Genomic DNA, 22,998 nt, shown 5'->3' on the forward strand with positions numbered 1-22,998 from the left:
TGGCCCTTGAACGCCTTGAGGTCCTTGAGCACCAGTAGCGCCAGTAGCCCCTGCTGGCCCTTGAACGCCTTGAGGTCCTTGAGCACCAGTAGCGCCAGTAGCCCCCGCTGGCCCTTGAACGCCTTGAGGTCCTTGAGCACCAGTAGCGCCAGTAGCCCCTGCTGGCCCTTGAACGCCTTGAGGTCCTTGAGCACCAGTAGCGCCAGTAGCCCCCGCTGGTCCTTGAACGCCTTGAGGTCCAGTAGCACCGGTAGCCCCTGCTGGCCCTTGAATACCTTGAGGCCCTTGAGGTCCAGTAGCGCCAGTAGCCCCTGCAGGTCCTTGAACACCTTGAGCACCAGTAGCACCGGTAGCCCCTGCTGGCCCTTGAACACCTTGAGGCCCAGTAGCGCCAGTAGCCCCCGCTGGTCCTTGAACGCCTTGAGGTCCAGTAGCGCCAGTAGCCCCTGCAGGTCCTTGAACGCCTTGAGGTCCTTGAGCACCAGTAGCGCCAGTAGCCCCTGCTGGCCCTTGAATACCTTGAGGCCCTTGAGGTCCAGTAGCGCCTTGAACACCTGCAGGTCCTTGAGCGCCTTGAGGTCCTTGAGGTCCAGTGGCACCTTGAGCCCCCGCTGGTCCTTGAGGCCCAGTAGCCCCCGCCGGTCCTTGAGGCCCAGTAGCGCCAGTAGCACCGGTAGCACCCGTAGCACCCGTAGCGCCTCCGCCTCCAAGACAACCTGATCCGTATTGAACTAGGATAGCTTGGATCTCTGTTATGAGTTTAACTAGTTTGTCGGTCGTACAACAATCTACTTTGAATAACTTAGCGATATACAATAAATAATTAAGCAGACTTTGTAGTTCAACGTATAATGCTCCGCATGAGAAAGGTGTTGTTCTTAAAATAGTTAATAGATTAGCAATGATAGAATTTCCAATTTGTTTTTGTGCTGGGGATAAATCTAAGCAATTGAGGAACTTTTGTAAGTTATTGAGCGCAGCTATCAAGTTATCGATATTAGTTTGAGAAGGGTTCTGAAAGACAGCTTGAATAGCTTGGCCAAGAACTTGAAGGAGTCTAACAAATTCTGTAAGTTCGGACTTAGAGATGTTAATATGACTACAAGCTCTGACTTCGCAACAGTCATTACCATAAAATACTTTTCCTTTATTTTTATTGTTCATCTTTTCATTCCTTTCTTTCATAGAATCAATAGTCATTACTATATATTAAAATGAAATTTATACTGAATTCGTGATGGACAAACTACCATTTCTAAAAAAATAAGAAATTGGCCCGCTTGGCAAACAAATAAGTAAGATATAGAGAAGGTTTCATATAATGTAAAGAAGAAAAGTTCAACATAAAAAACTGCATGTCGATTGTTAAGGGATTTAACAATTCACATGCAGTTCGTGGATTGGATTTTATTTGTCTTGATTTAATCTTTCAAGGGCTGTTTTAGGTAAGATTGGAATTGAAATAGTAAAAGTAGTACCATCTTCATTGCTAGTCATTTTTAATGTACCATTATGATTTTGAATAATTTTTTTCGTTACTGCCAAGCCGAGTCCTGTACCGGAATCTTTTGTTGAGAAGAATGGATCAAAGATATATTCTTGAATCGCTGGTGGAATACCAGTCCCATTATCAGTGAAAGTAATACGAACAAAATTATCAAGGCGGTAACTAGTAATTTGTATAGAAAGTTTTTTTTCTCCTTGAGCATCGACAGCGTTCTGGAATAAGTTTAAAAAAACTTGCACAAGTTCATGACGATCAATATGAACTAAAATATCATCTAATTCGGTAGAAAAATTATAATCAATTGAAATGTTATGTAAAAAGACTTCACTAGCTAGTAACTGTTGAATATACTCACGTAAAAACGTATTAATGGGAAAGGGTTCTCTTGTAAATTCCCGTGTTTTTGAAATAGATAAAAATTTTGTAATGATACTATTTGCGCGATCTAATTCAGGAATAAGTAAGTTTTTAAATAGTTCTTTATTAGATGGAGAAACATTTTCTTGTAAAAATTGTAAATATCCTCGTACGGTTGTAAGAGGATTACGTACTTCATGCGCAATACCAGCCGCGATTCGCCCTGCTAACGAAAATTTTTCTGCATCACGTTCTGTGTTTAAATAATGAAAAACACTAATAACCCTAAAAATCTCTCCGTTATAATCACGAATAATTCGGTTATTTAAAATGCCATAGTTTTTGTCTAAAACTTCTTCATTATATATTTCTGTGCCTGTTCTTAATGTTTCTAGAGCTTTAATTTTTTCTTCAGGCAATTTTAGTAATTGTTGAATTGGTTTTCCAATTATATCATTTCGTACTACACCAAAATCATCTGCTGCAGCCTGATTACATAAAGTTATATTTCCTTTATTATCAACAAAGGTTACATGATGTGAAAAAGCATCAAAAATATGAATAAAGTATGTTTCAAGTTGTTTAAATAAAAATAATGAATCGCAAGTAAGTTGAAAGTCAGCCTCTTTATTCTCTTTTTGTATGTTTTGAATGGAATGATTCGATCTCGTTTTCTTTATTTGTAAACCAATATGTGGATTTTTATATGTGAAATGATGTGGTAATTGATTTACAAGTTCTTCATAAAAACGTACTTTATTCTCTAGTTCTTCTATTCGTTTTTCATGAGATATAATATCATCGTTTGGAAGCATAAATAAATAACCCCTCAATTTAAAAATTCTTCCATTTAGTATATCATATTTTTATATGAATACTCTTAAAGATGGGACTACTTAATGAAATTGATTGGTCAAAGTGTTCAGAAAGTGGGTAGAATGGATAGAAAGTGAAGTGAAAAAGGGAGGAATATATTTGCTTTTCATTGGAGTAACAGGGTGGGGAGATCATGATTCTTTATATATAGACCCCTATGAAAATAGAAATAAATTACGAACATATAGTGAGTATTTTCCTATAGTAGAAGTGGACAGTTCATTTTATGCGATGCAACCTGAACGAAATTATACAAAATGGGCAATGGAAACACCGAAAGATTTTTCTTTTATCGTAAAAGCATATCAAGGAATGACAGGACATATGAAAGGAGAGATTCCTTTTTCTACGTTCGATGAGATGTTTGATGTATATAAACAATCTATTCTTCCTTTAATTGAAGCTAGTAAATTAAAAATGATTTTATTTCAATATCCACCATGGTTTGATTGTAAAAAGAAGAATGTAGATTTTCTCCGATATACGAAAGAAAAAATGGAAGGTTTGCCGTGTGCGATAGAATTTCGAAATCAAACATGGTTTTATCCAGAAATGAAAGATAAGACGTTACAGTTTCTAGAGCAGGAGAAATGGATTCATACAATTTGTGATGAGCCACAGGCAGGGATGGGGTCAGTACCGCTCGTATTAGAAGTAACGAATGCAGAGATGGTGTTAATACGCTTTCATGGCCGAAATGTTCATGGCTGGCTTGATAAAGGGGAAAATTGGAGAGCGGTTCGTTGCTTATATCGCTACAACAATAAAGAATTAGAAGAATGGGTAGAAAGACTAGAACAATTAAAAAAGAAGACAAAGGACATATACGTATTATTTAACAATAATTCAGGCGGAGATGCAGCTGATAATGCGAAACAGCTTATGAAAATGATGAACATTACATATGGTGAGCCAAAGCCTGAGCAATTAAATTTGTTTGAGTGATAATAAACAAGAAAGGCACTGTACAAACAGGGGGAATGTACAGTGCCTTTCTATATGAAAAAGAGGGGTAACAATGTTACTGAGCGTTTGGTTGATTCATCAATTGTTGGCTTCGTAATAAATGATAATGGTTATCATTATCATTGTCAATAGTTTTCCTAAAAATAAATAAAAAACTTTTTAGGAGATAGGAGCGATAGGGAGATCTCTAATAGAAGTTTGGCTGAAGTAATGAGTTGTTTCGAGGTAAATTTCTAGCAAACTCCTGATAACGTATAAAAAAAGAACAGCAATTAATGCTGTTCTTTGCTAGTGATGAATTGTTGTAAATCAAAAGGAGTTATCGCTTGGATAAATTCTTTTGAGATAAGTGTTTGAACAAGAGTACTCTCAGAAATAGAAGCACCTGTTTTCTTTTCATAAGCTTGTTTCAATAAATCAAGTTTTTCAGCCGTTTCTTTCGGTAATTCAATTGTTAAAGTGTTCATAATTTCTCCCCCTTACTATTAGAGTACCACTACAATATAGGAGAGACAAGAAAAGAGAATGTGAAACATAAAAAAGGTTACCATTTATAAATGGTAACCTTTTTTATGTATAAGAGTTATTAAGCAATACCGATATACTTTAAAGTTTTTGATGGAGTACTATGATCAAAGAAGTGTTGTAAAAATGCGATATCAACACCTGATTTGTATGCGCAATATCCCCAAGTTTTTCGAAGTGTATGTGAGCTAATCCCTTCTAATCCAACTTCTTTTGCAGCTTTGTTTAAAATGTACCACGCATGTTGTCTCGTAATAGATTTTGTTCCTTTTTGAGACTTTAACAATGGTTCATTACGTTTCCAAGTTTTACGTTCTTTCATGTAGTCTTCGATCGCGTGCTGTAAGTCTTCATTTACAGCGAACCATTTATGTTTCTTTACTTTTTCATTGTAAAATAAAATGGAATGGCGAACATTTTCATTTTCATCGATTACATCACTAACTTTTAATTGTAAGATTTCACTTACTTTTAAGCCAGAATTTACAGCTAATACGAATAATAAGCCATCACGTTTCGAAGATTGTAAAAGTATATTTTTGATAGTTTCTAATTGTTTTTCATTTTGAATAGGTTGTCCTGCTTGTTTCATTTCACGCACTCTCCTCTTTTATATGTGTAAAGGAAAGGATTAACTTGTTTCTTACTATAAAGGGAGAGTGTGAATTTCATGTGAACTCCTAGTGAAATTAAGACAAATTATTTGACTTCTTTTACTTTTTGTAAATTAAAGTAGAATACAACACTATTAGTCGTATTATATACACCGTACTCGGCATGGTGTAGGTCTAAAATATTTTTAACAATAGATAATCCAAGACCAGTACCACCAGTATGACGGCTACGCGATGCATCTAAACGGTAGAAACGATCCCAAATTTTTTCAAGACTGTCTTCTGGAATAGGGTTTCCTGTGTTTTCGATTTCAACTTTTACTGTATCTTCCATTTCTATAACGGAGACTTGTATTTTTTCTCCATCTGGCGTATAGCGAATTGCATTGCTAAGTAAGTTCACAACTACTTGTTCAATTCGACTACGATTCGCTTTCACAAATATAGAAGGGTCTACATCTATATTCACTTGTAAATGTTTTTCCTCCATGCTAAATAATAATTTTGTATAGACTTGTTGAATTAATTCACCGATTGAGAATGTCGTCATATCTAGTTTGTACGTACCTGATTCTAATTTTGCTAACTCTAACATTTCAACAATAAGTCTGTTCATGTTTTCTGTTTCTTCTAAAATAACATCTGTGTAATACGTCGTATCTTTACTAACGCCATCTTTAATTCCTTCTGCAAAACTTCTAATTACACTGAGCGGTGTTTTTAATTCGTGTGATACACCAGAGATGAATTCTTTCCGCGTTTTTTCTAATTGACGTTCACGTTCAATATCTTGTTGTAATTTTGTATTGGCAACATTTAATCGATCAATTCGGTCTTTTAAGTTTACAGATAACGTATTAATACTACCGGAAAGTCCGCCAATTTCATCATCTGCTGTTACAGGTAATTTCTCGCTAAAATCAAAATTGGCCATTTTTTTTGTAACACGATTCATTTTAATTAATGGTTTCACAATAATTTTTGAGTAGTAGAAGGATAACAAAATAATTACGAGAAATACGATGATTAAGGCATAGACATAATAATCTTTCAAAACGAGCATCGCTTCATTAACAGGTTGCAAGGATGCTATCGCAAAAGCATATTCTGTAATCTTTCCATTTTCCATAATAGGCTTTACAAAGATGCTATTTTTTATATTCTCTTCACTATCTAGTAGAAAATAGCTTAATTGATGCGAGTTAGCAGTACCATTTCTAATAATATCTGCAAAATATTGAACGGCTTGTAATGTTTCAAAATCATTTGCAAGACGAACATCCGCTTTGGATGGAAGCTGTAACTTAGAAACAATACCAGTAAACTCAATTTGAGTCACAGGTTTGTATCGGCTTGTAATTCTATTTTTAGAAGGATTGCCATTAATGGATGAAAAATCTGAATTGATACGTTCGTTTTGCCATCGATTATAACTTGTTGTCAATTCTAGTGGTGTTATTATTTTCCCTCGTACCCAACCGACGACGTTGATCATGTCATCTTTTTTCAATCCTAAGTTTTCAAATTTTTTATATTCTTCGGGCGTTAAAAGATTATTGAGCGGAATGGAATATGCTTCACTATTTTTAGGATTAATTACATCGATATAGTAATTGTTGTCACTTTTAATAATGCCTTCAGGAGATAGAAATTGCATATCAGCATTTGTTTTATCATGAAATTCTTGTTTTAGTTTTCGAATTTCTTCATAACTTTTCCCACTTTTTTCGTACGTATCTACGAAATCCTCAAAAGCAGTTTGAACTGTTTTTACTTTTTTATTAATATAAAATTTCTCTAAAAATAGAGATTGTCCTAGAAAAAATAGGAGGAATATGATTGTAAATAATGTCGATGTTAATAAGAATAGTTTAAAGACGATACTTCTGTTTTTCACTGCGTCACCTCTTGTGAGAAATACTGTAAATGATTTCTTTATTATAACAAATGGTACAAAAAAGTAGAGGAGAAAATCTGTCTCTTCTGAAAGTAGTTTTTAATAAAAAGTCACATAAAAAGAACTCGACAGACGTATGACGAGTTCTTTAATGTATTATTGTTGAATTGCTGCATCTAAAGCGATTTCAATCATTTCGTTAAATGTAGTTTGACGCTCTTCAGATGTTGTTTCTTCACCAGTGAAGATGTGATCACTTACTGTTAAGACAGATAATGCATTTACACCGTATTTCGCTGCTAATGTGTAAAGCGCAGTTGTTTCCATTTCTACTGCTAGTACACCGTAATCTCCAAGCTTTTTCACCATGTCCATGCTCTCACGGTAAAATACATCTGCTGTTAAAACGTTACCAACACGAACGTGTAGGCCTTTTTCAGTTCCAGCATCGTAAGCTTTTTTTAGAAGGTCGAAGTTTGCAGCTGGTGCAAAATCAAATCCTGGGAATGTTAAACGGTTCATATTAGAATCCGTACAAGCTGTCATTGCAATAATAACGTCACGTACTTTTACGTCTTTTTGAATAGCACCGCAAGTTCCAACGCGAATTAAATTTTTAACTCCGTAGCTTTGGATTAATTCGTTTACATAAATAGAAATAGAAGGAACACCCATACCTGTACCTTGCACAGATACACGTTTTCCTTTATAAGTTCCAGTGAAACCTAACATACCACGTACGTTATTATAGCAAGTAACGTCCTCTAGAAATGTTTCAGCAATATATTTTGCACGCAATGGATCACCAGGTAATAGAATAGATTCAGCGATTTCACCTTGTTTTGCTTCAATATGTACACTCATGAAAAGTCCTCCTTATAATGTATTGATAGAAATCAATATCATTTGCATTATACACTATGAATCCTTTCAATTAAAATCTTTTTTATCCTTTGTAATATGTGCAAAACAGAAGGATTTCATAAATCATAATCTAGAATATATATGAAAGAAGTTTTGTATGAATAGAGACTATAAAAATGGTAGGTGATGTTTTGAAAAATCTTGTCATTGGACTTGTTGCTTTGTTATTTATTGTGGTAGGTGGATTTTACATAAAAAAGTATCAAGAAACTACAGAGACTGTAGGTGATGTTCAGGAAGTAAAATGGGATGTATCAAATGGAAAAGGAAATGAGAAAGCAAATATTTCATTTCAATTATTAAATAATAAAAATAACGAAGTTCGTGGTGTGAACGATCAAATTCGGGCAGTTATTGTAGACGGACAATTAAAACATGTACAACAAATGAAACCTACATTCGCAGGAAATGGATCATATAAAGTATCTTCTAAAATAGCGAAAGATGAAGGATATACAATATTTTTATATGAAGACAAAAATAAGTCTGTGCAATCATTTGCGAAGAAAGATTTTGGGAAAGAAATAGACGAGAAAAATAAGAAAAAAGTAAAATTTCCAATCGATAGTGTACTTACAAAAAAAATAGGGGAGTATGAAGTTTCTCTTTTATTCGGTGCACTGCATCCGAATGAGCCAGTGACGTTAACATTTCAATTTCAAGCGAAAAAGGGTGAGAAATTGAAATTACATGCAGAGAGAGGAGAAGTGGAGGCGCTCTATATTGTGGATGAAACGAGAGAAAATTTTTTATATGCAATCCCTGTTGATACAGAGGGGCAATTACAATACCGTATTACATTTCCCGTTGAAGGAACGTACAAAATATGGGGAGATTTCTATATAAATGGTAAGAAATATGAAAAAGAATTTATTGTACAAGTTCAAAAAAGAAAAAACAGCTAACTATTTAGCTGTTTTTTCTTTTTCCTATTAATTTTGTTACAGAGAGCATTGTAATTGGTAAAGAATGATTCTTTCTAAATGCTAAATATTTACCGCTCCATGTTGGTTTATATTTTTCTTTAAAATGTCGTAACCCGCTGAAACTATATGTGTAACGAACATTATTAAAGATGGCAGCGGCAACTCGTTCAGACCAGAAAGATTGTGTCGATAAACCTACATTCGAAAGTGGCGCCATGCCAATATTAAAGGAGTGGTATTCATTTTCTTTTGCCCACTGGAATAGGTGGATGAAAATGGCATCCATAATGCCGCTAGGTGCATCTGGATAATACCGCATTAAATCAACAGACAATGATCCGTCTTGATATACTGGCATAAAAGTTGTAAATGCGATGATTTTTCCATCTGCATCAGATAATGTAGCGATAGGTGCTCGGCTAATATATTCATGATCAAAGTATCCGAGTGAGAAGCTTTTCTCTTTTTTTCCACCGAGCCACGCATCTGAAACTTTTCGTAATTCTTCAAATAATTCGTTTGAGAACGGTGGCTGGTGAATAGAGAATGTATAGCCCTCTCGTTCAAAACGGTTGAAAGTTGCTCGCATACCGGCGCGTTTTTTTCCTGTTATTGTAAATGTATTCAAATCAACGACAGCTTCTTCACCAAGCTTAAAGAAGTTGTAACCAAAATCATGATATAAACTCATCCATTTACTTTCGATTTGGTAGAATACACAAATGTATCCAAATCGGTCAGCTTCAGCTAAAAACTCTTGTAACACAGTACGGTAGGAGGAAGGATCTCCAATTGGATCACCTAGTACAACAAGACGTTTTCCAGTTATAGAGAAGAGAAGGAGCGCTTTCCCATCGCTACTGAAGAAGAATTGTTTATCACCTAAAAATCCTAAATGACTAAGTACATTTCCGCCATGTTCATCTAAAAAGTTTTGCAATCTTTTATCATTAGCTGGTTGCCCGGGAAATTCATTTCGATAACGATTAGCAATGAGTGAGCCAATCAATAAAAATGTAGGAACGAAAAAGGCAGCAGCTAATGCACTTCGTTTCACTTGCGTAATATTACGAACGACAAAATCGGGTTTAAAAGCTTCTTTTGCACCTGCAAATAAAATACCTAAGTTTTTATATAAATATAAAGTTATAAGTAAGAATATAAAAACTTTTACGATATCAGAAAGTGAGACTTCCATTTTCTCGCGTACAAATCTTTTACGAAGCATATATAATACAGCGAGTACAATTAATAAAATAAACGTTTCTTCAATATCAATCCCTTTTAGCGTATTAAAGATAGCTGCTCCGATTAAAGAAATAATCGTCATATAGTAAGAACGCTTTGTTCCATAATATATGCCTCGTGAAAGGATCAGGAGGAGAATACCGAATGTTAGTGATAAGCTAAAAGAAAATTGAATAAGATGTTTTGGAGCTAGAATATGTAAGGCGTGTGCTCTGTTTATACTTGTCGGTAGAATGGTCGATAAAATAACCATTAATCCAGCAAATACTGTTAAAGCAGCAGAGGCCCACGAACCTAGTTTTCCTAGAAAATCACGCTGCAAAGTCCATATAACACCAGTTGTTTCTAATGCAGGCGCAATAAAAGGCTTATCTTCAAACTTTTTAATGGCCACGCCTGTCATTTCAAAAGCTGCAAAAATAAGACCAAGGCAGAATGGTAAAATGTAATAGACGAGGCGATATAATAACATAGCAGGTAGTAATACGCCTGTATCAATGCCATATTGTCCGAGCCCAGTTAAAAAGACAAGGTCAAATGAACCAAGTCCACCAGGTACAAGACTAACAACACCAGCTAAAGCAGCGATTACATACACACCTAAAAACTTTTGAAATTCGATATCAATGCCAAATAATATTAGTATGACGTACATAACAATACCAGCAGATACCCACTCAACTAATGAAACTAATGAGTATAAAACAGTTGGATTTTTCTCTTCTTCTCGTTCATCTTGTCCTTCGGTTTGCTTTGGTTTTCTATTTTTTAGTTTAGAAAAGCCAATGTATATAGGGACGAAAAGGGCGAAGAAGATCAAAACAGGCCATAGCCACGGTTTTTCATGCAAAATAAAACTTGTGTCTAATATTCCAATAAGGCCGAGGAATGAAAGAATAGCGAGTCCGTTAATAAAAGCAGTTGTCATCCAGGCGATACTTTTAATCAGCTTGCCATTTTCTTTTATGTATGGACGATAAAGCATCGTACGTACACCCGCTCCAACGAGACCACCAAATCCAATAAATCCATTTAAGGTATTAGCAATCCATGAGATACGAAAAATCTTTTGGACAGGTATATCAGCTTTTAAATAACGAAGCATAACATAGTCGTAAAAGAACATTGTTGATACGGCAAATGCACCAAGTGTAATGGCTAAAAAGACTCCTCCGGTTGGAATGTTTTTAATTGTATTGATTGCTTCTAAAAAAGAAATGCCTGCTAATTCTTTTTTTGCTTGAAAGAATACAATTGTTAATACAACAAATGGGAAGATAATTTTCCCGATTTGTAAGAAACGTTTCCATGAAAACGACATAAATACAACTCTCCTTGTATAAGAAAACTGAGACAATAATATTATTATGACAAACTTCAAGAAAAATAAAAAGGTAAATTCCTGTATAAGGAAGCTATTTTTTATAAGGGTTATATTTAAAAGAGTATTTCGTTTGTCAGAAAATTAAGTTAAAATAAATTGAAAGAAGGAAGAGAGGGGAAGTAGATGATTATAATAGGTTATGCGGGATATGAGCTAGAGAAAGCAAAACCTAATACGTCAGAAGATTTTTTTAATAGATCTGAAGTGACATATATATTAAATGATAAAGAAAGAACCTTTTCTGTTTTATATGTTCGGTATTTTGAAGAAGTTGTACAAGAAATTACTCCTTTTGAAGGAAATCCGGTATGTAAAGTAGAAAATCAAGACATATATTTGCGGGATATTGTAGCGATCTGTTGTTTACTGAAAGAGAATGAGCTTCGCATGCAAAAACGTTTGTATTTAAATAATATAGAAGAATTCCAACAATATTTTGATGAGGAAATAGTCGTGAAAGTACAAGAAATATTGGCTGAATTACATAAAAATAAAAGAGTAGAAATAGAGTGAACTGGCAAAGGAGAGGGAAAAATGTCTAATCTAATGGTGGAAAATCAAACAGAACAAGTTTCTATGTTTTTAGAAGATGTTATTCATTTGATAACCAATTATGTAAATTATCATACGTTGCCTTCTTTATTAGAAGAGACACCGGCAGGAAACGAACAATATTATAAAGGGTTATTAGCGTCAATAAGACGTCTTCTCGTTTTTTGTGAAGAAGGACATGATGCGTGTTTTGTTTTGTTAAATAGCCAGCCATTTCGAAAGACAGCAGCTGAAAAGATTTTATATAAAATTTATCATCAAGTAATTGCAGAGTTTTTTTCACCAAAGAGTGATCATTGGTATGAAAATAGTCGGTCTGCTTATACAGGGAAAAACTCCATCGTTTTTCAACAAACACCACCTGCATCTGTAGAGGAAGTAATGAAGAGCTTAGAGGGGAAATTCCAATTGATGCGTGAAGAATTAGAATATTATGAGACGGATTATCAAACAAAGATGTTACACAAATATTAACTGCGAAAAAGAAGCTGAGGGGACTTAGCTTCTTTTCCTTTTGTACAGTTATATAAGAGATTTCCTTTGAATATATTTAAGGGGATAGCATTAAGGAGGTGTAACATGAGTCAGCAAGGTGTATTCACAGATTACTTTCATGAAGTAGAAAGCTGGTGTGAAAGTGTTCTTCACGTATTAGATAGCCGTGCAATGGAAGTGTATGATGTCCATATGCTTGCTTATAAAATTCAAACGTTATTAGACCGTATGAAAGAGCATGAGTATGATACAGATGCAGAGTTTATGTATGAAATAAGTGATGATGTAGAACATATTCAACATCATTTGCAGGAAGTATTCGTGCAGGGGGAAGAGGAATATGAACTATGTGAAAGAGGGGATAGTGAACGAGCTGTTCCAATTGGAGGGCATACACTCCCACCACTACCTTATCCATATAATGCGTTAGAACCGTATATTTCTAGAGAAATTATGATGTTACACCATGATAAACATCATCGTAGTTACGTGGAAGGATTAAATAAGGCAGAGAAGATGATGGAAGAAGCGAGAAAAACAAATCAATTTGATTTAATTAAGCATTGGGAAAGAGAAGCTGCTTTTCATGGATCAGGTCATTACTTGCACACAATATTTTGGAATAACATGAAAAAAGGTGGCGGCGGAAGTCCAAGAGGGGCTCTTTCACACCGGATTGAACAAGATTTTGGAAGTTTCTTGCGTTTTCAAAAACATTTTACAGAAGCAGCCTCTAAAGTGGAAGGTTCAGGATGGGCAATTCTCGTTTGGGTTCCCCGATCGGGAAGATTAGAAATTTTACAGAGTACACTTCATCAATTATTTACACAATGGGATACGATACCCCTCCTTGTACTAGACGTGTGGGAACATGCGTATTATTTACAATACCAAAATCGAAAAGATGAATATATTAAAAATTGGTGGAATGTTGTAAATTGGCCGGATGTAGAAAAAAGATTTGAAAGTGCAAAACAAATAGAATGGACACCTTATTAGACGCAGGTTCTCTGCGTCTTTTTTATTGGAAGGAGAGGGAGATTTCGTTCATATTTTAAAAGGCCAAGCATACACTTGTACAAAAAGTGCCAAAAGGACGTGGGGGGAAATATGAGACGAATTTGTGTAATCATTACGCTTCTTATTATGTACGCAAGCGTTATACCAATTCCTACATATGCAAAGATGACCAGCAATGTTAGTGCTCGAAATGCTGTATTAATGGAGCAACAGTCAGGTCGCGTATTATACGGAAAAGCAGAACATGAGCCGCAAAAGATTGCTAGTATAACAAAAATTATGACTGCCTTGTTAGCTGCTGAGTCAGGAAAAATGAAAGAAATGGTCTCGGTTAGTAATGAAGCAGTGAGAGTAGAAGGCTCAGCAATTTATTTAAAGCCTGGACAGAAAGTAAAATTAGAGGATTTAGTATATGGACTCATGCTTAGATCTGGTAATGATGCAGCACAAGTAATTGCTGAAAATGTAGGAGGGAGTATAGAAGGGTTTGTATATTTAATGAATGAAAAGGCGAAACAAATTGGAATGAAAGATACTCACTTTTCAAACCCACATGGTTTGGATGGAGATGGATCCCATTATTCGTCGGCCTATGATATGGCACTTTTAACAAGGTATGCAATGGGGAACGAAACCTTTAAGAAAATTTTTGGAACAAAAACGTATAAATCAGATTCGTGGGATTATCCGTGGAAAAACAAACATAAACTTGTGACGTCGTATTATGAATTTGCAACAGGGGGAAAAACAGGTTTTACGAAGAAAGCAGGAAGAACGCTTGTTACAACGGCATCAAAAGATGGACTAGATCTAATTGTCGTAACTTTGAGCGCTTCTAGTGATTGGGATGATCATATGAATTTATTTGATAAAGGTTTTGATCGTTTCGAACAAACAAAAGTTTTAGGACAAGGAGCACTTGCTGAAATAACCGAAAAGAAATACGCCAATCATGTTTACACGAAAAATAGTTTTTCAGTACCTTTAACTGAAGAAGAAAAAAAGAGCGTAGTATTAAAAGTTGAACTAGATAAAAGTGCAAAGCTTGTGGATGGAGTAAAGGTTGGAAAGACAGACGTTTATGTTGGCAATGAGAAAGTTGGAGAACGGAATTTATTTTATAGTAAACGAAAGTTAGTAGCTACAACGGGAATGTACTGGAATAATGTGAAAGAAATTTTTTCTTACATGATAGGTGTTGGGAACGATGGTTAATCTCGTATGGGTAGCGATGGCTGTCATTGGGATTGTGTATGCGATGATAAATGGAACAATGGAAGAAATAAATAAAGCTGTATTTGATGGAGCGAAAGATGCGGTAACGATTTGTATAGGACTCATTAGTGTTTTAGTATTTTGGCTCGGCTTAATGAAAATTGCAGAGGAAGCCGGATTGTTAAAAAAGTTAGTGGCACTTTTTATGCCGATAGTAAAAAGGCTGTTTCCAGAAATACCGAAGGATCATCCGTCAATGGGATTTATTTTATCAAATATGATGGCAAACTTTTTTGGTTTAGGTAATGCAGCGACCCCTCTTGGCATTAAAGCGATGGAACAATTGAAAGAGTTAAATGGAGGGAAGGATTCGGCGAGCCGTTCTATGGTAACGTTTTTGGCATTAAATACATCAGCGATTACTTTAATTCCTACGACCGTCATTTCGATTCGAATGACGTATGAATCAGCAAATCCAACTGAAATTGTTGGGGTAACATTCATTGCACAAGTACTCTCTATGATCGGAGCGATTTGGATTGACCGCTATTTTTACCGAAGAAGGAGTAGGAAGGGGCGGAAAAAATGAGCATTGTCAATACGATATCATTATGGGTAATCCCTTGTGTCATTGGTTTTATCCTTCTATATGGCACGATAAAGAAAGTTCCGACGTATGAATCGTTCGTTGAGGGGGGAAAAGAAGGGATTCAAATTGCAATCTCTATTTTACCGTTTATGGTTGGAATGCTCGTATCTATTTCTATATTTCGAGCTTCAGGTGCATTAGATGCAATGATATCAGTAATGAAGCCGATGTTAGATTTAATTCATGTCCCAGCAGAAATTGTTCCACTAGCACTTATACGTCCTATTTCGGGCTCTGCTGGTTTAAGTATTACGACCGATTTAATTGCGACGTATGGACCGGACTCGTTCATTGGGCGATTGGCTTCTACGATGCAAGGGAGTACAGACACAACTTTTTATATTTTAACAGTATACTTCGGAGCTGTTGGAATTAGAAAAATGGGAGATGCATTAAAAGTAGGACTTTTTGCCGATTTAATCGGAATTATTTGTTCGATTGTATTTGTTTCTCTATTGTTTCAGTAATGCTATTCATTTTTTATGCTATTTCGCTTATAATACGTATACGACCACTATTAAGGTGTTGCTTAATAGTGGTTTTTTTATGCGGTATTTTTGACAAAATAATGAACTTTTATTGTGAGCAATATGAAAAATATGGACAATAATAAAAGGTAAAAACATGATTTGACCTTTATATGTTTATTATCATCGCTATGTTGTTTAAGTAAGATGGAGCAAAAAGCCGTCAAGCGTATGCGGTTGCCAAGTCTTTCTAATGTAAGGTAAGATAAATTCGAGGTGAAAAAAAGAAATGGAACGATTACAAAAAGTGATTGCGCAAGCAGGTATTGCATCGAGAAGAAAGGCTGAGGAATTAATTCAGCAAGGAAAAGTGAAAGTTAACGGAAAAATAGTGAAGGAGTTAGGAACGAAAGTAACTCCTCAAGATAAAGTAGAAGTAAATAACATCCCTCTTGAAAAAGAAGAACCTGTTTATTTTTTACTATATAAACCAACTGGCGTAATTTCAAGTGTATCAGATGATAAAGGAAGAAGTGTTGTAACAGACTTTTTCCCGGAAATTACACAACGTTTATTCCCAATCGGACGTTTAGATTATGATACGTCTGGCGTATTATTAATGACAAACGATGGGGACTTCGCAAACGTATTAATGCACCCTAGATATAAAGTTGAAAAAACATATGTTGCAAAAATAAAAGGGCCTCTAACAGGTGAAAAAATCCGCATGTTAGAACGCGGTGTGATGTTAGAAGACGGAAAAACAGCACCAGCACGTGTGAAGATTATTTCTTGGGACAAGCGTAAAGAAATGGCGATTGTACAATTAACAATTCATGAAGGACGTAACCGTCAAGTACGTCGTATGTTTGAAGCGTTAGATTGTAAAGTAGTGAAACTAAAGCGTGAACGCTATGCTTTCTTAGAAGTAGGAAGCCTGCGACCTGGTGATGCAAGAGAATTGACACCACATGAGGTAAAACAATTACGTGCATTGGCTTCTACAAAGCCTCGCTAATCGATATTGTGAAAATTTCACCAGTGGAATGCTCCGCTGGTGATTTATTAAAAAATACATATATTCATCATTCGTCGAAGAGAGGGGAGACAATATGAAAAAAAATCGCTTATTATTTCGCGTTATTATTCTGCTCATTTTATGTGGTGCTGTAGGATTTACACTTTATCAAGGATATTTCTCTAAAGAAGAGAAAATGGAAATTGGAAAAGAAGCACCTAACTTTGTTGTGACAGATTTAGAAGGAAAGAAAATTGAGCTAAAAGATTTTAAGGGAAAAGGTGTATTTTTAAACTTTTGGGGTACGTGGTGTAAACCTTGTGAGAAAGAAATGCCTTATATGAATGAACTATATCCAAAGTATAAAGAAAAAGGCGTTGAAATCATTGCGTTAGATGCAGATGAAACGGATATTGCTGTTAAGAATTTTGTGAAACAATACGATCTTAAGTTCCCCGTTGCAATCGATAAAGGTGGAGAAATTATAAAAACGTATGGAGTAATACCATTACCAACAAGCTTCTTGATTGATAAAGATGGTAAGGTGATTCAAGAGATTAAAGGTGAACAAACGAAGGAACAATTGGAGGAGTATTTAAAGAAAATCACTCCGTAATAAAGAAAACCTTTACATACAAGGCGCTTACCTATAGTGCCTTTGGTTTAAAAATTCTGAGTATTGCGGTAACTTGAGGTTAGAATATACAATAGTACATATAGATACAGGGGCGGTGAGAGTGTTGAAAGAAATTAAATGTGAATGTGGACATGTGAATCCGATAGGAACTGTTTTTTGTGAAGCTTGCGGGAAACCATTTGAAAGCAATGAAAATATAAAACTATTGGATATGCGCTATGAGGGGAGTGCTCGGAGATCTCTCACGCAAACAAAAACGATTATTGATAAAATTTGGAGCTTTTTCTCTTCTGTAAAAGTCGGTGTATGGCTCATTGTAATCACTTTAGCTGCATCGGCGATAGGGACTATTTTTCCGCAAGAAATGTACATAACTCCAGGAATTGCACCAGCTGAATATTATAAGCAAGAATACGGATTTTTAGGGCAATTATACTATCAATTAGGCTTTAATAATTTATACGGTTCGTGGTGGTATATGATTTTAATTGCTTCAATTGGTATTTCACTTGTGATATGCAGTTTAGATCGTGTCATTCCACTTTATAAAGCTTTAAAGAAGCAAGGGGTGAAAAGACACCCTAGCTTTTTAAAGAGACAAAGATTATACGGTACTGGTACACCGCAAGATGGTGATTTTGAAAGAGTTCAAAAGAATTTAAAGAAAAGAAACTATAACGTAAAAGTGGAAGACGGAAATATTTTGGCGGAAAAGGGACGGTTTTCACGCTGGGGTCCATATGTCAATCATATCGGTCTCATCATCTTTTTATTCGGTGCGATGCTCCGTTTTTTACCAAGTATGTACGTAGACGAAGCGATTTGGTTACGTGATGGAGAAATGAAAGAAATACCAGGGACAGATGGTCAATACTATTTAAAAAACGAGAAGTTTATAAAGGAAGTTTATGATAAAAGTAAGGACAAGGAGGTTTTTGATGAAGCAATTGACCGTGTAGGTGATAAAATGATTGCGAAAAACTTCCAAACGAATGCTGTATTGTATAAAGCAGTAGGGGAAAATATAGCAGGACAAAAGCCGAAATTGGAAAAAGTAAAAGAAGCGGAAATTCGAGTGAATGAACCACTGAAATTTGATAAGTTTGCAGTGTATCAAGTGGATTATAAAGAAAATGAATTTAAAAGTATGTCCTTTAACTTGCAAAATAAAGAAAATAATCAAAAGTGGGGACCGATTAAAGTTGATTTAACAAACCCTGCAGAAAAATATGATTTAGGAAATGGTTATTCTTTAGAACTATTAAGCTATTTCCCTGATTTTTATTTTGATGAGAATGGAAGACCAAATACAAAAACAAAATTACCAAACAACCCTGCATTTGTATTTAAAATGTTTACACCTGAAACACCAGATGGTGAAGTGAGTTTTGTTGGTATTCAGCAAAATATAGAACCTGATGGGAATAACAAATATAAAATGTCCTTTGCAGGTGTGGAAATGCAAAATGCAACAGCACTTACTGTAAGAAAAGATTTAACGCTTTGGATTCTCGGTATTGGAGGGTTTATATTTATGGTTGGTGTCATTCAAGGAATGTATTGGAATCATCGCCGTATTTGGATACAACGCGTTAATGATGAATGGTGGATTGCAGGACATACGAATAAAAACTGGTTCGGTTTAAAGAAAGATATTGAAAGAGTACTAGAAGGTACAGCAATTCCGCAACCAAATGATAAAGTAGTCGATAAAAAAATTAGTTAAGGTGGGGAAACGATATGGTGCAAATAAGTAGTAACTTTCTCTTTACCGCATTTATTTTATATTTAATTGCCACTCTATTTTTTGGGGGAGCAATTAAAGAAAAGGGTCATAAATGGGCAAATGTAGGAATAACGATTACAATTTTAGGGTTTATTGCACAAACAGTTTATTTTGTAACAAGGTGGATTGCATCAGGTCATGCGCCAGTTAGTAACTTTTTTGAATTTGGTACGTTTTTCGGCATGATGCTTGTCGGAGCATTTATTGTCATGTACTTTATGTACCGCGTAAGTATAATCGGACTATTTGCATTACCAGTTGCGCTTTTATTAATTGCTTATGCAAGTATGTTTCCGAGGGAAATATCACCGCTTATTCCATCTTTAAAAAGTAATTGGTTACATATTCACGTGACGACTGCGGCTGCAGGACAAGCAATTTTAGCAATTAGTTTTATTACAGGCGTTATGTATTTATTGAAAAATGTAGATCAATCAGTGAAAAGTAAACGTACATTTTGGCTAGAGACGGTAGTATTCACACTTGTTTGTACAGTTGGGTTTATTGGAGTAACAACGGTATATTCTAGTATGAAATATGAAGCAAAGTTTCAATGGATTGATAAAAATGAACAACAAGTGGAAATGAAATACAATCTTCCGGCTTTAGTGGGGCCGCATGAAGGGAAGTTACTGACAGAAAATAAATTAGAGCCGACAGTTGAAGTTCCGGCGATTGTAAATGCGAAAAAATTAAATACTGTTATTTGGTCAGTGTTAGTCGGAACGTTACTCTATATTGTATTAAGGCTAATTTTACGTAAACGAGTATCAGCGGCACTTCAGCCGTTAGTGAAAAATACGAATAGCGATTTGTTAGATGAAATAGGATATCGTTCTATTGCAATTGGATTCCCAGTTTTCACATTGGGTGCATTAATTTTCGCTATGATTTGGGCTCAAATAGCGTGGACACGTTTTTGGGGCTGGGATCCGAAAGAGGTTTGGGCACTTATAACGTGGCTCTTTTATGCGGCGGTATTACATTTACGTTTATCAAAAGGATGGCATGGAGAGAAGTCAGCATGGTTAGCGGTAATTGGTTTTGCAATCATTATGTTTAACTTTATTGTAGTAAACTTAATTATCGCGGGTTTACATTCATACGCATAGAGAAATAAAATAGGAGAGTGTATGTCACTTTCCTATTTTATTTTTGTCAACTTTTCTTCTTTTTTGAGAAAAACATGACAAAGTAGCGGTTGATTTTGTAAAATGATGTCGAGGACATTATATACTGTTCAAAAAAAATACATAGTTTTGGAAAAAAATTGAACAAACTTTATTATTCTTGTGAAGCATAATATGGGAAGTGAAACATTTAGAAGATTGCTTAAATAAACGAGAATAGCGCAACATAATAGTATAGAAGGGTAGGTGTGAACCGTTGTGGTAAAAGTACGCAACGGGTAGAAATGGAAAATGAATCAAGAATTTTAATTGTAGACGATGAGGATCGTATTCGTCGTTTGTTGAAAATGTATTTAGAGAGAGAACAATACACAATTGAAGAAGCAGACAATGGTGATACAGCTTTAGAAATGGCGCTGCAAAATGATTATGATTTAATTTTATTAGATCTTATGATGCCTGGTAAAGATGGTATCGAAGTATGTAAAGGGGTTCGTGAGAAGAAAGCGACGCCAATTATTATGTTGACAGCAAAAGGTGAGGAAGTAAATCGAGTACAAGGGTTTGAGGTAGGAACCGATGATTATATTGTGAAACCATTTAGCCCACGTGAAGTAGTGCTTCGAGTGAAAGCGGTCTTACGCCGTTCTGTACCAACAACATTCTTTACACAAGATACAACGACAAAAGATGTTACTGTATTCCCTCATTTAACAATTGATAATGATGCACACCGTGTTACAGCAGATGGTAATGAGGTGAACTTAACACCGAAAGAGTACGAATTACTATTATTCTTAGCGAAAGCGCCTGATAAAGTATTCGATCGTGAGCAATTGCTAAAAGAAGTATGGCAATATGAATTCTTCGGAGATTTACGTACAGTTGATACGCATGTAAAGCGTTTACGTGAGAAGTTAAGTAAAAAATCACCCGATGCTGCGAAGATGATTGTTACCGTTTGGGGCGTAGGTTACAAGTTTGAGGTTGTGAACGACTGATGCTTTGGAGAAGTGTAGTAGGGAAGTTATGGATGACCATATTACTTCTCGTTTCGTTCGTGCTTGGATTTGTTGCGATTTTACTTTCACAGTTTTTTAGAACATATTATGTAGATATGAGTGAAGCTAGGCTTCAAAAAGTTGCAACAAGTGTTTCAGAGTTAATTGAAGAAGGTGCCGATGTAAAAACGATTGAGAATATCGCGTACAAATTCTCTGACCCACTTTCAAGGATCATTATTGTAGAAGATGGTAAAGAAATATCTTCTTCACCGAAACAAGAAGGATTAGTCACTCTTACAATGGATGATTTGAAAGAAGATAAAGAATTAGCGGCTGTTTTTACAGACAAAAAAGAAATTAAGAATAACATTAGAAAAGCCTCTAATAGTAGAAAGAATAAAAATACTGAAAATGATATTATGATTGTCGGAAAACCAGTGCAGTCAAAAAATCAAAGTGCAGTGTTTGTATACGAATCTTTACAAGTACCGATACAAGGTATGGAAAGAACGACTGATTTTATATTCTTATCAGCAGGGATTGCGATTATATTAACAACTTTCTTTGCATTCTTTTTATCTACTCGAATTACAGCGCCACTTCGTAAAATGCGTGAGGTTGCTTTTGAGGTGTCGCGTGGGAAGTTTGATGCAAAAGCTCCTATGGTATCCCAGGACGAGATTGGTGAGCTTGCAACGGCCTTAAATCAAATGGGGAAACAGTTGAAGTTTAATATGAATGCCCTGCAGCAAGAGAAAGAACAGTTAGCTAGTATATTAAGTAGTATGGCAGATGGGGTTATTACATTAAATCAAGAAGGTGAAGTCGTTGTAATCAATCCGCCGGCTGAACATTTCTTACAAGTTTGGCAAGAAGAAAAAGAGATAGAGCTCAGTAAAAAACTGCCTTCTGAACTTGTTGAACTATTCCATCTCGTTGTAGAAAGCGAACAACAACAAGTGGTTGAAATTAATTTACAAAAAGGTAACTATGTGGTTCTTATGACGCCGCTTTACAATCAAACGAAAATTCGCGGGGCTGTAGCTGTATTGCGTGATATGACGGAAGAACGCCGTCTTGAGAAGATGCGTCAAGACTTTATTGCGAACGTATCACATGAACTTCGTACACCGATGGTCATGCTCCAAGGGTATAGTGAAGCAATTTTAGATGATATTGTACAAACGAAAGAAGAAATTAATGAGTTTGTTCAAATCATTTATGATGAATCCGTTCGTTTAGGTAAACTTGTAAATGAATTATTAGATTTAGCGCGCATGGAAAGTGGTAATGTAGAGTTACATATAGGTGAAGTTGATATTCATCCTTTCGTTGAAAAAATAGGTCGTAAATTCCAAGGGATTGCGAAGGATAAAGAAGTCGCGTTAACAGTTGATTTCAAAGATCCAATTGAGCAGTACCCGTTTGATGCAGATCGTATGGAACAAGTATTGACGAATTTAATTGATAACGCAATACGTCATACGAACGCAGGCGGACATGTAACGCTTGTAATTGATACGAAAAATAATGGTCTTATTTTTGAAGTGCAAGATTCAGGCGCCGGTATTCCAGAAGAAGATATTCCATTTTTATTTGATCGTTTCTATAAAGCTGATAAAGCAAGAACACGTGGAAAAAAAGGTGGAACAGGACTCGGGCTTGCGATTGCAAAAAATATTGTGCAAGGCCATGATGGGAAAATTGCTGTTTCAAGTGTTGTTGGAGAGGGAACTACATTCTCTGTCTATTTACCGAATCGTATAATTTAGATATTTGTTTTTAAAGTTGATAATGAATA

General features: G+C 35.5%; 21 protein-coding genes. 14 read left to right on the forward strand and 7 right to left on the reverse strand.

Translation table 11 applies throughout. From position 1 onward, the window contains the following. Window positions 1-1,164, reverse strand: a 1,164-nt coding sequence (locus ACTFR9_RS00005) for a collagen-like repeat preface domain-containing protein (RefSeq protein WP_440048930.1), incomplete at its 3' end; no start/stop codon positions are given. A 243-nt stretch (window positions 1,165-1,407) separates the two neighbouring features. Then, window positions 1,408-2,679 carry an ATP-binding protein gene (locus ACTFR9_RS00010; protein ID WP_000937251.1) on the reverse strand — a complete coding sequence of 424 codons (1,272 nt, stop codon included), beginning with the start codon at window positions 2,677-2,679 and terminating at the stop codon, window positions 1,408-1,410. A gap of 160 nt (window positions 2,680-2,839) precedes the next feature. Here ACTFR9_RS00010 and ACTFR9_RS00015 point away from each other — a divergent pair, with 160 nt between their 5' ends. Beyond that, entirely contained in the window at window positions 2,840-3,685 is an 846-nt protein-coding gene (locus ACTFR9_RS00015; RefSeq protein WP_073536389.1) for a DUF72 domain-containing protein, read from the forward strand. A 293-nt stretch (window positions 3,686-3,978) separates the two neighbouring features. Here ACTFR9_RS00015 and ACTFR9_RS00020 read toward each other — a convergent pair whose 3' ends face one another. The 4 genes from ACTFR9_RS00020 to deoD all read right to left on the reverse strand — a co-directional run bounded on the left by ACTFR9_RS00020 (window position 3,979) and on the right by deoD (window position 7,606). Continuing rightward, on the reverse strand, window positions 3,979-4,173 hold the full coding sequence (locus ACTFR9_RS00020; protein ID WP_001094859.1) for a DUF3924 family protein: 195 nt from the start codon (window positions 4,171-4,173) through the stop codon (window positions 3,979-3,981). A gap of 119 nt (window positions 4,174-4,292) precedes the next feature. Continuing rightward, on the reverse strand, window positions 4,293-4,823 hold the full coding sequence (locus ACTFR9_RS00025; protein ID WP_000806236.1) for a tyrosine-type recombinase/integrase: 531 nt from the start codon (window positions 4,821-4,823) through the stop codon (window positions 4,293-4,295). 107 nt (window positions 4,824-4,930) lie between these two features. Further along, window positions 4,931-6,742, reverse strand: coding sequence for a sensor histidine kinase (locus ACTFR9_RS00030; RefSeq protein WP_000797491.1), 1,812 nt, complete (start codon window positions 6,740-6,742; stop codon window positions 4,931-4,933). Window positions 6,743-6,898: 156 nt separating this feature from the next. Beyond that, window positions 6,899-7,606 (reverse strand): purine-nucleoside phosphorylase, encoded by a 708-nt coding sequence (gene deoD, locus ACTFR9_RS00035; RefSeq protein WP_000110707.1) that lies wholly within the window; start codon window positions 7,604-7,606, stop codon window positions 6,899-6,901. Window positions 7,607-7,782: 176 nt separating this feature from the next. On the opposite strand from deoD, the gene ACTFR9_RS00040 reads away from it, so the two are divergent. Beyond that, complete coding sequence (locus tag ACTFR9_RS00040; RefSeq protein ID WP_073536390.1) at window positions 7,783-8,571, forward strand: hypothetical protein; 789 nt, start codon at window positions 7,783-7,785, stop codon at window positions 8,569-8,571. A gap of 4 nt (window positions 8,572-8,575) precedes the next feature. On the opposite strand, the gene mprF is transcribed toward ACTFR9_RS00040, so the two are convergent. Beyond that, window positions 8,576-11,161, reverse strand: coding sequence for a bifunctional lysylphosphatidylglycerol flippase/synthetase MprF (mprF, locus tag ACTFR9_RS00045; protein WP_073536391.1), 2,586 nt, complete (start codon window positions 11,159-11,161; stop codon window positions 8,576-8,578). Window positions 11,162-11,347: 186 nt separating this feature from the next. Between mprF and ACTFR9_RS00050 the strand changes: the two genes are divergently transcribed. The 12 genes from ACTFR9_RS00050 to resE all read left to right on the forward strand — a co-directional run bounded on the left by ACTFR9_RS00050 (window position 11,348) and on the right by resE (window position 22,969). Further along, a complete protein-coding gene (locus ACTFR9_RS00050; RefSeq protein WP_000583786.1) occupies window positions 11,348-11,737 on the forward strand; it encodes a hypothetical protein in 390 nt (129 codons plus the stop codon). Window positions 11,738-11,758: 21 nt separating this feature from the next. Then, window positions 11,759-12,250: a YpuI family protein gene (locus tag ACTFR9_RS00055; RefSeq protein ID WP_000067567.1), complete on the forward strand. Its 492-nt coding sequence runs from the start codon at window positions 11,759-11,761 to the stop codon at window positions 12,248-12,250. A 105-nt stretch (window positions 12,251-12,355) separates the two neighbouring features. After that, window positions 12,356-13,270: a superoxide dismutase gene (locus tag ACTFR9_RS00060; protein WP_000082669.1), complete on the forward strand. Its 915-nt coding sequence runs from the start codon at window positions 12,356-12,358 to the stop codon at window positions 13,268-13,270. A 111-nt stretch (window positions 13,271-13,381) separates the two neighbouring features. After that, complete coding sequence (dacB, locus tag ACTFR9_RS00065) at window positions 13,382-14,506, forward strand: D-alanyl-D-alanine carboxypeptidase DacB (protein WP_001252622.1); 1,125 nt, start codon at window positions 13,382-13,384, stop codon at window positions 14,504-14,506. After that, window positions 14,499-15,095 carry a spore maturation protein SpmA gene (gene spmA, locus ACTFR9_RS00070; protein ID WP_000247808.1) on the forward strand — a complete coding sequence of 199 codons (597 nt, stop codon included), beginning with the start codon at window positions 14,499-14,501 and terminating at the stop codon, window positions 15,093-15,095. The genes dacB and spmA overlap by 8 nt, the downstream gene beginning before the upstream one ends. Further along, the gene (spmB, locus tag ACTFR9_RS00075; RefSeq protein WP_000029510.1) at window positions 15,092-15,622 is read left to right on the forward strand and encodes a spore maturation protein SpmB; all 531 of its coding nucleotides are present in this window, start codon (window positions 15,092-15,094) and stop codon (window positions 15,620-15,622) included. The genes spmA and spmB overlap by 4 nt, the downstream gene beginning before the upstream one ends. A gap of 289 nt (window positions 15,623-15,911) precedes the next feature. Then, window positions 15,912-16,640, forward strand: a complete 729-nt coding sequence (gene rluB, locus ACTFR9_RS00080) for a 23S rRNA pseudouridine(2605) synthase RluB (RefSeq protein ID WP_000440555.1) — start codon at window positions 15,912-15,914, stop codon at window positions 16,638-16,640. A gap of 94 nt (window positions 16,641-16,734) precedes the next feature. Then, window positions 16,735-17,256: a thiol-disulfide oxidoreductase ResA gene (gene resA, locus ACTFR9_RS00085; RefSeq protein ID WP_000742198.1), complete on the forward strand. Its 522-nt coding sequence runs from the start codon at window positions 16,735-16,737 to the stop codon at window positions 17,254-17,256. Window positions 17,257-17,377: 121 nt separating this feature from the next. After that, window positions 17,378-19,003 carry a cytochrome c biogenesis protein ResB gene (gene resB / locus ACTFR9_RS00090; protein ID WP_000910527.1) on the forward strand — a complete coding sequence of 542 codons (1,626 nt, stop codon included), beginning with the start codon at window positions 17,378-17,380 and terminating at the stop codon, window positions 19,001-19,003. A 14-nt stretch (window positions 19,004-19,017) separates the two neighbouring features. Next, complete coding sequence (gene resC / locus ACTFR9_RS00095) at window positions 19,018-20,175, forward strand: cytochrome c biogenesis protein ResC (protein WP_000250096.1); 1,158 nt, start codon at window positions 19,018-19,020, stop codon at window positions 20,173-20,175. A 302-nt stretch (window positions 20,176-20,477) separates the two neighbouring features. Beyond that, on the forward strand, window positions 20,478-21,194 hold the full coding sequence (resD, locus tag ACTFR9_RS00100) for a DNA-binding response regulator ResD (RefSeq protein WP_000426862.1): 717 nt from the start codon (window positions 20,478-20,480) through the stop codon (window positions 21,192-21,194). After that, window positions 21,194-22,969 (forward strand): sensor histidine kinase ResE, encoded by a 1,776-nt coding sequence (gene resE, locus ACTFR9_RS00105; RefSeq protein ID WP_000964679.1) that lies wholly within the window; start codon window positions 21,194-21,196, stop codon window positions 22,967-22,969. Before resD ends, resE begins: the two co-directional genes overlap by 1 nt. The last annotated feature ends 29 nt before the right edge of the window (window positions 22,970-22,998 follow it).

The sequence above is a fragment of the Bacillus cereus group sp. MYBK222-1 genome (assembly GCF_051916425.1).
Lineage (GTDB): Bacteria > Bacillota > Bacilli > Bacillales > Bacillaceae_G > Bacillus_A > Bacillus_A paranthracis.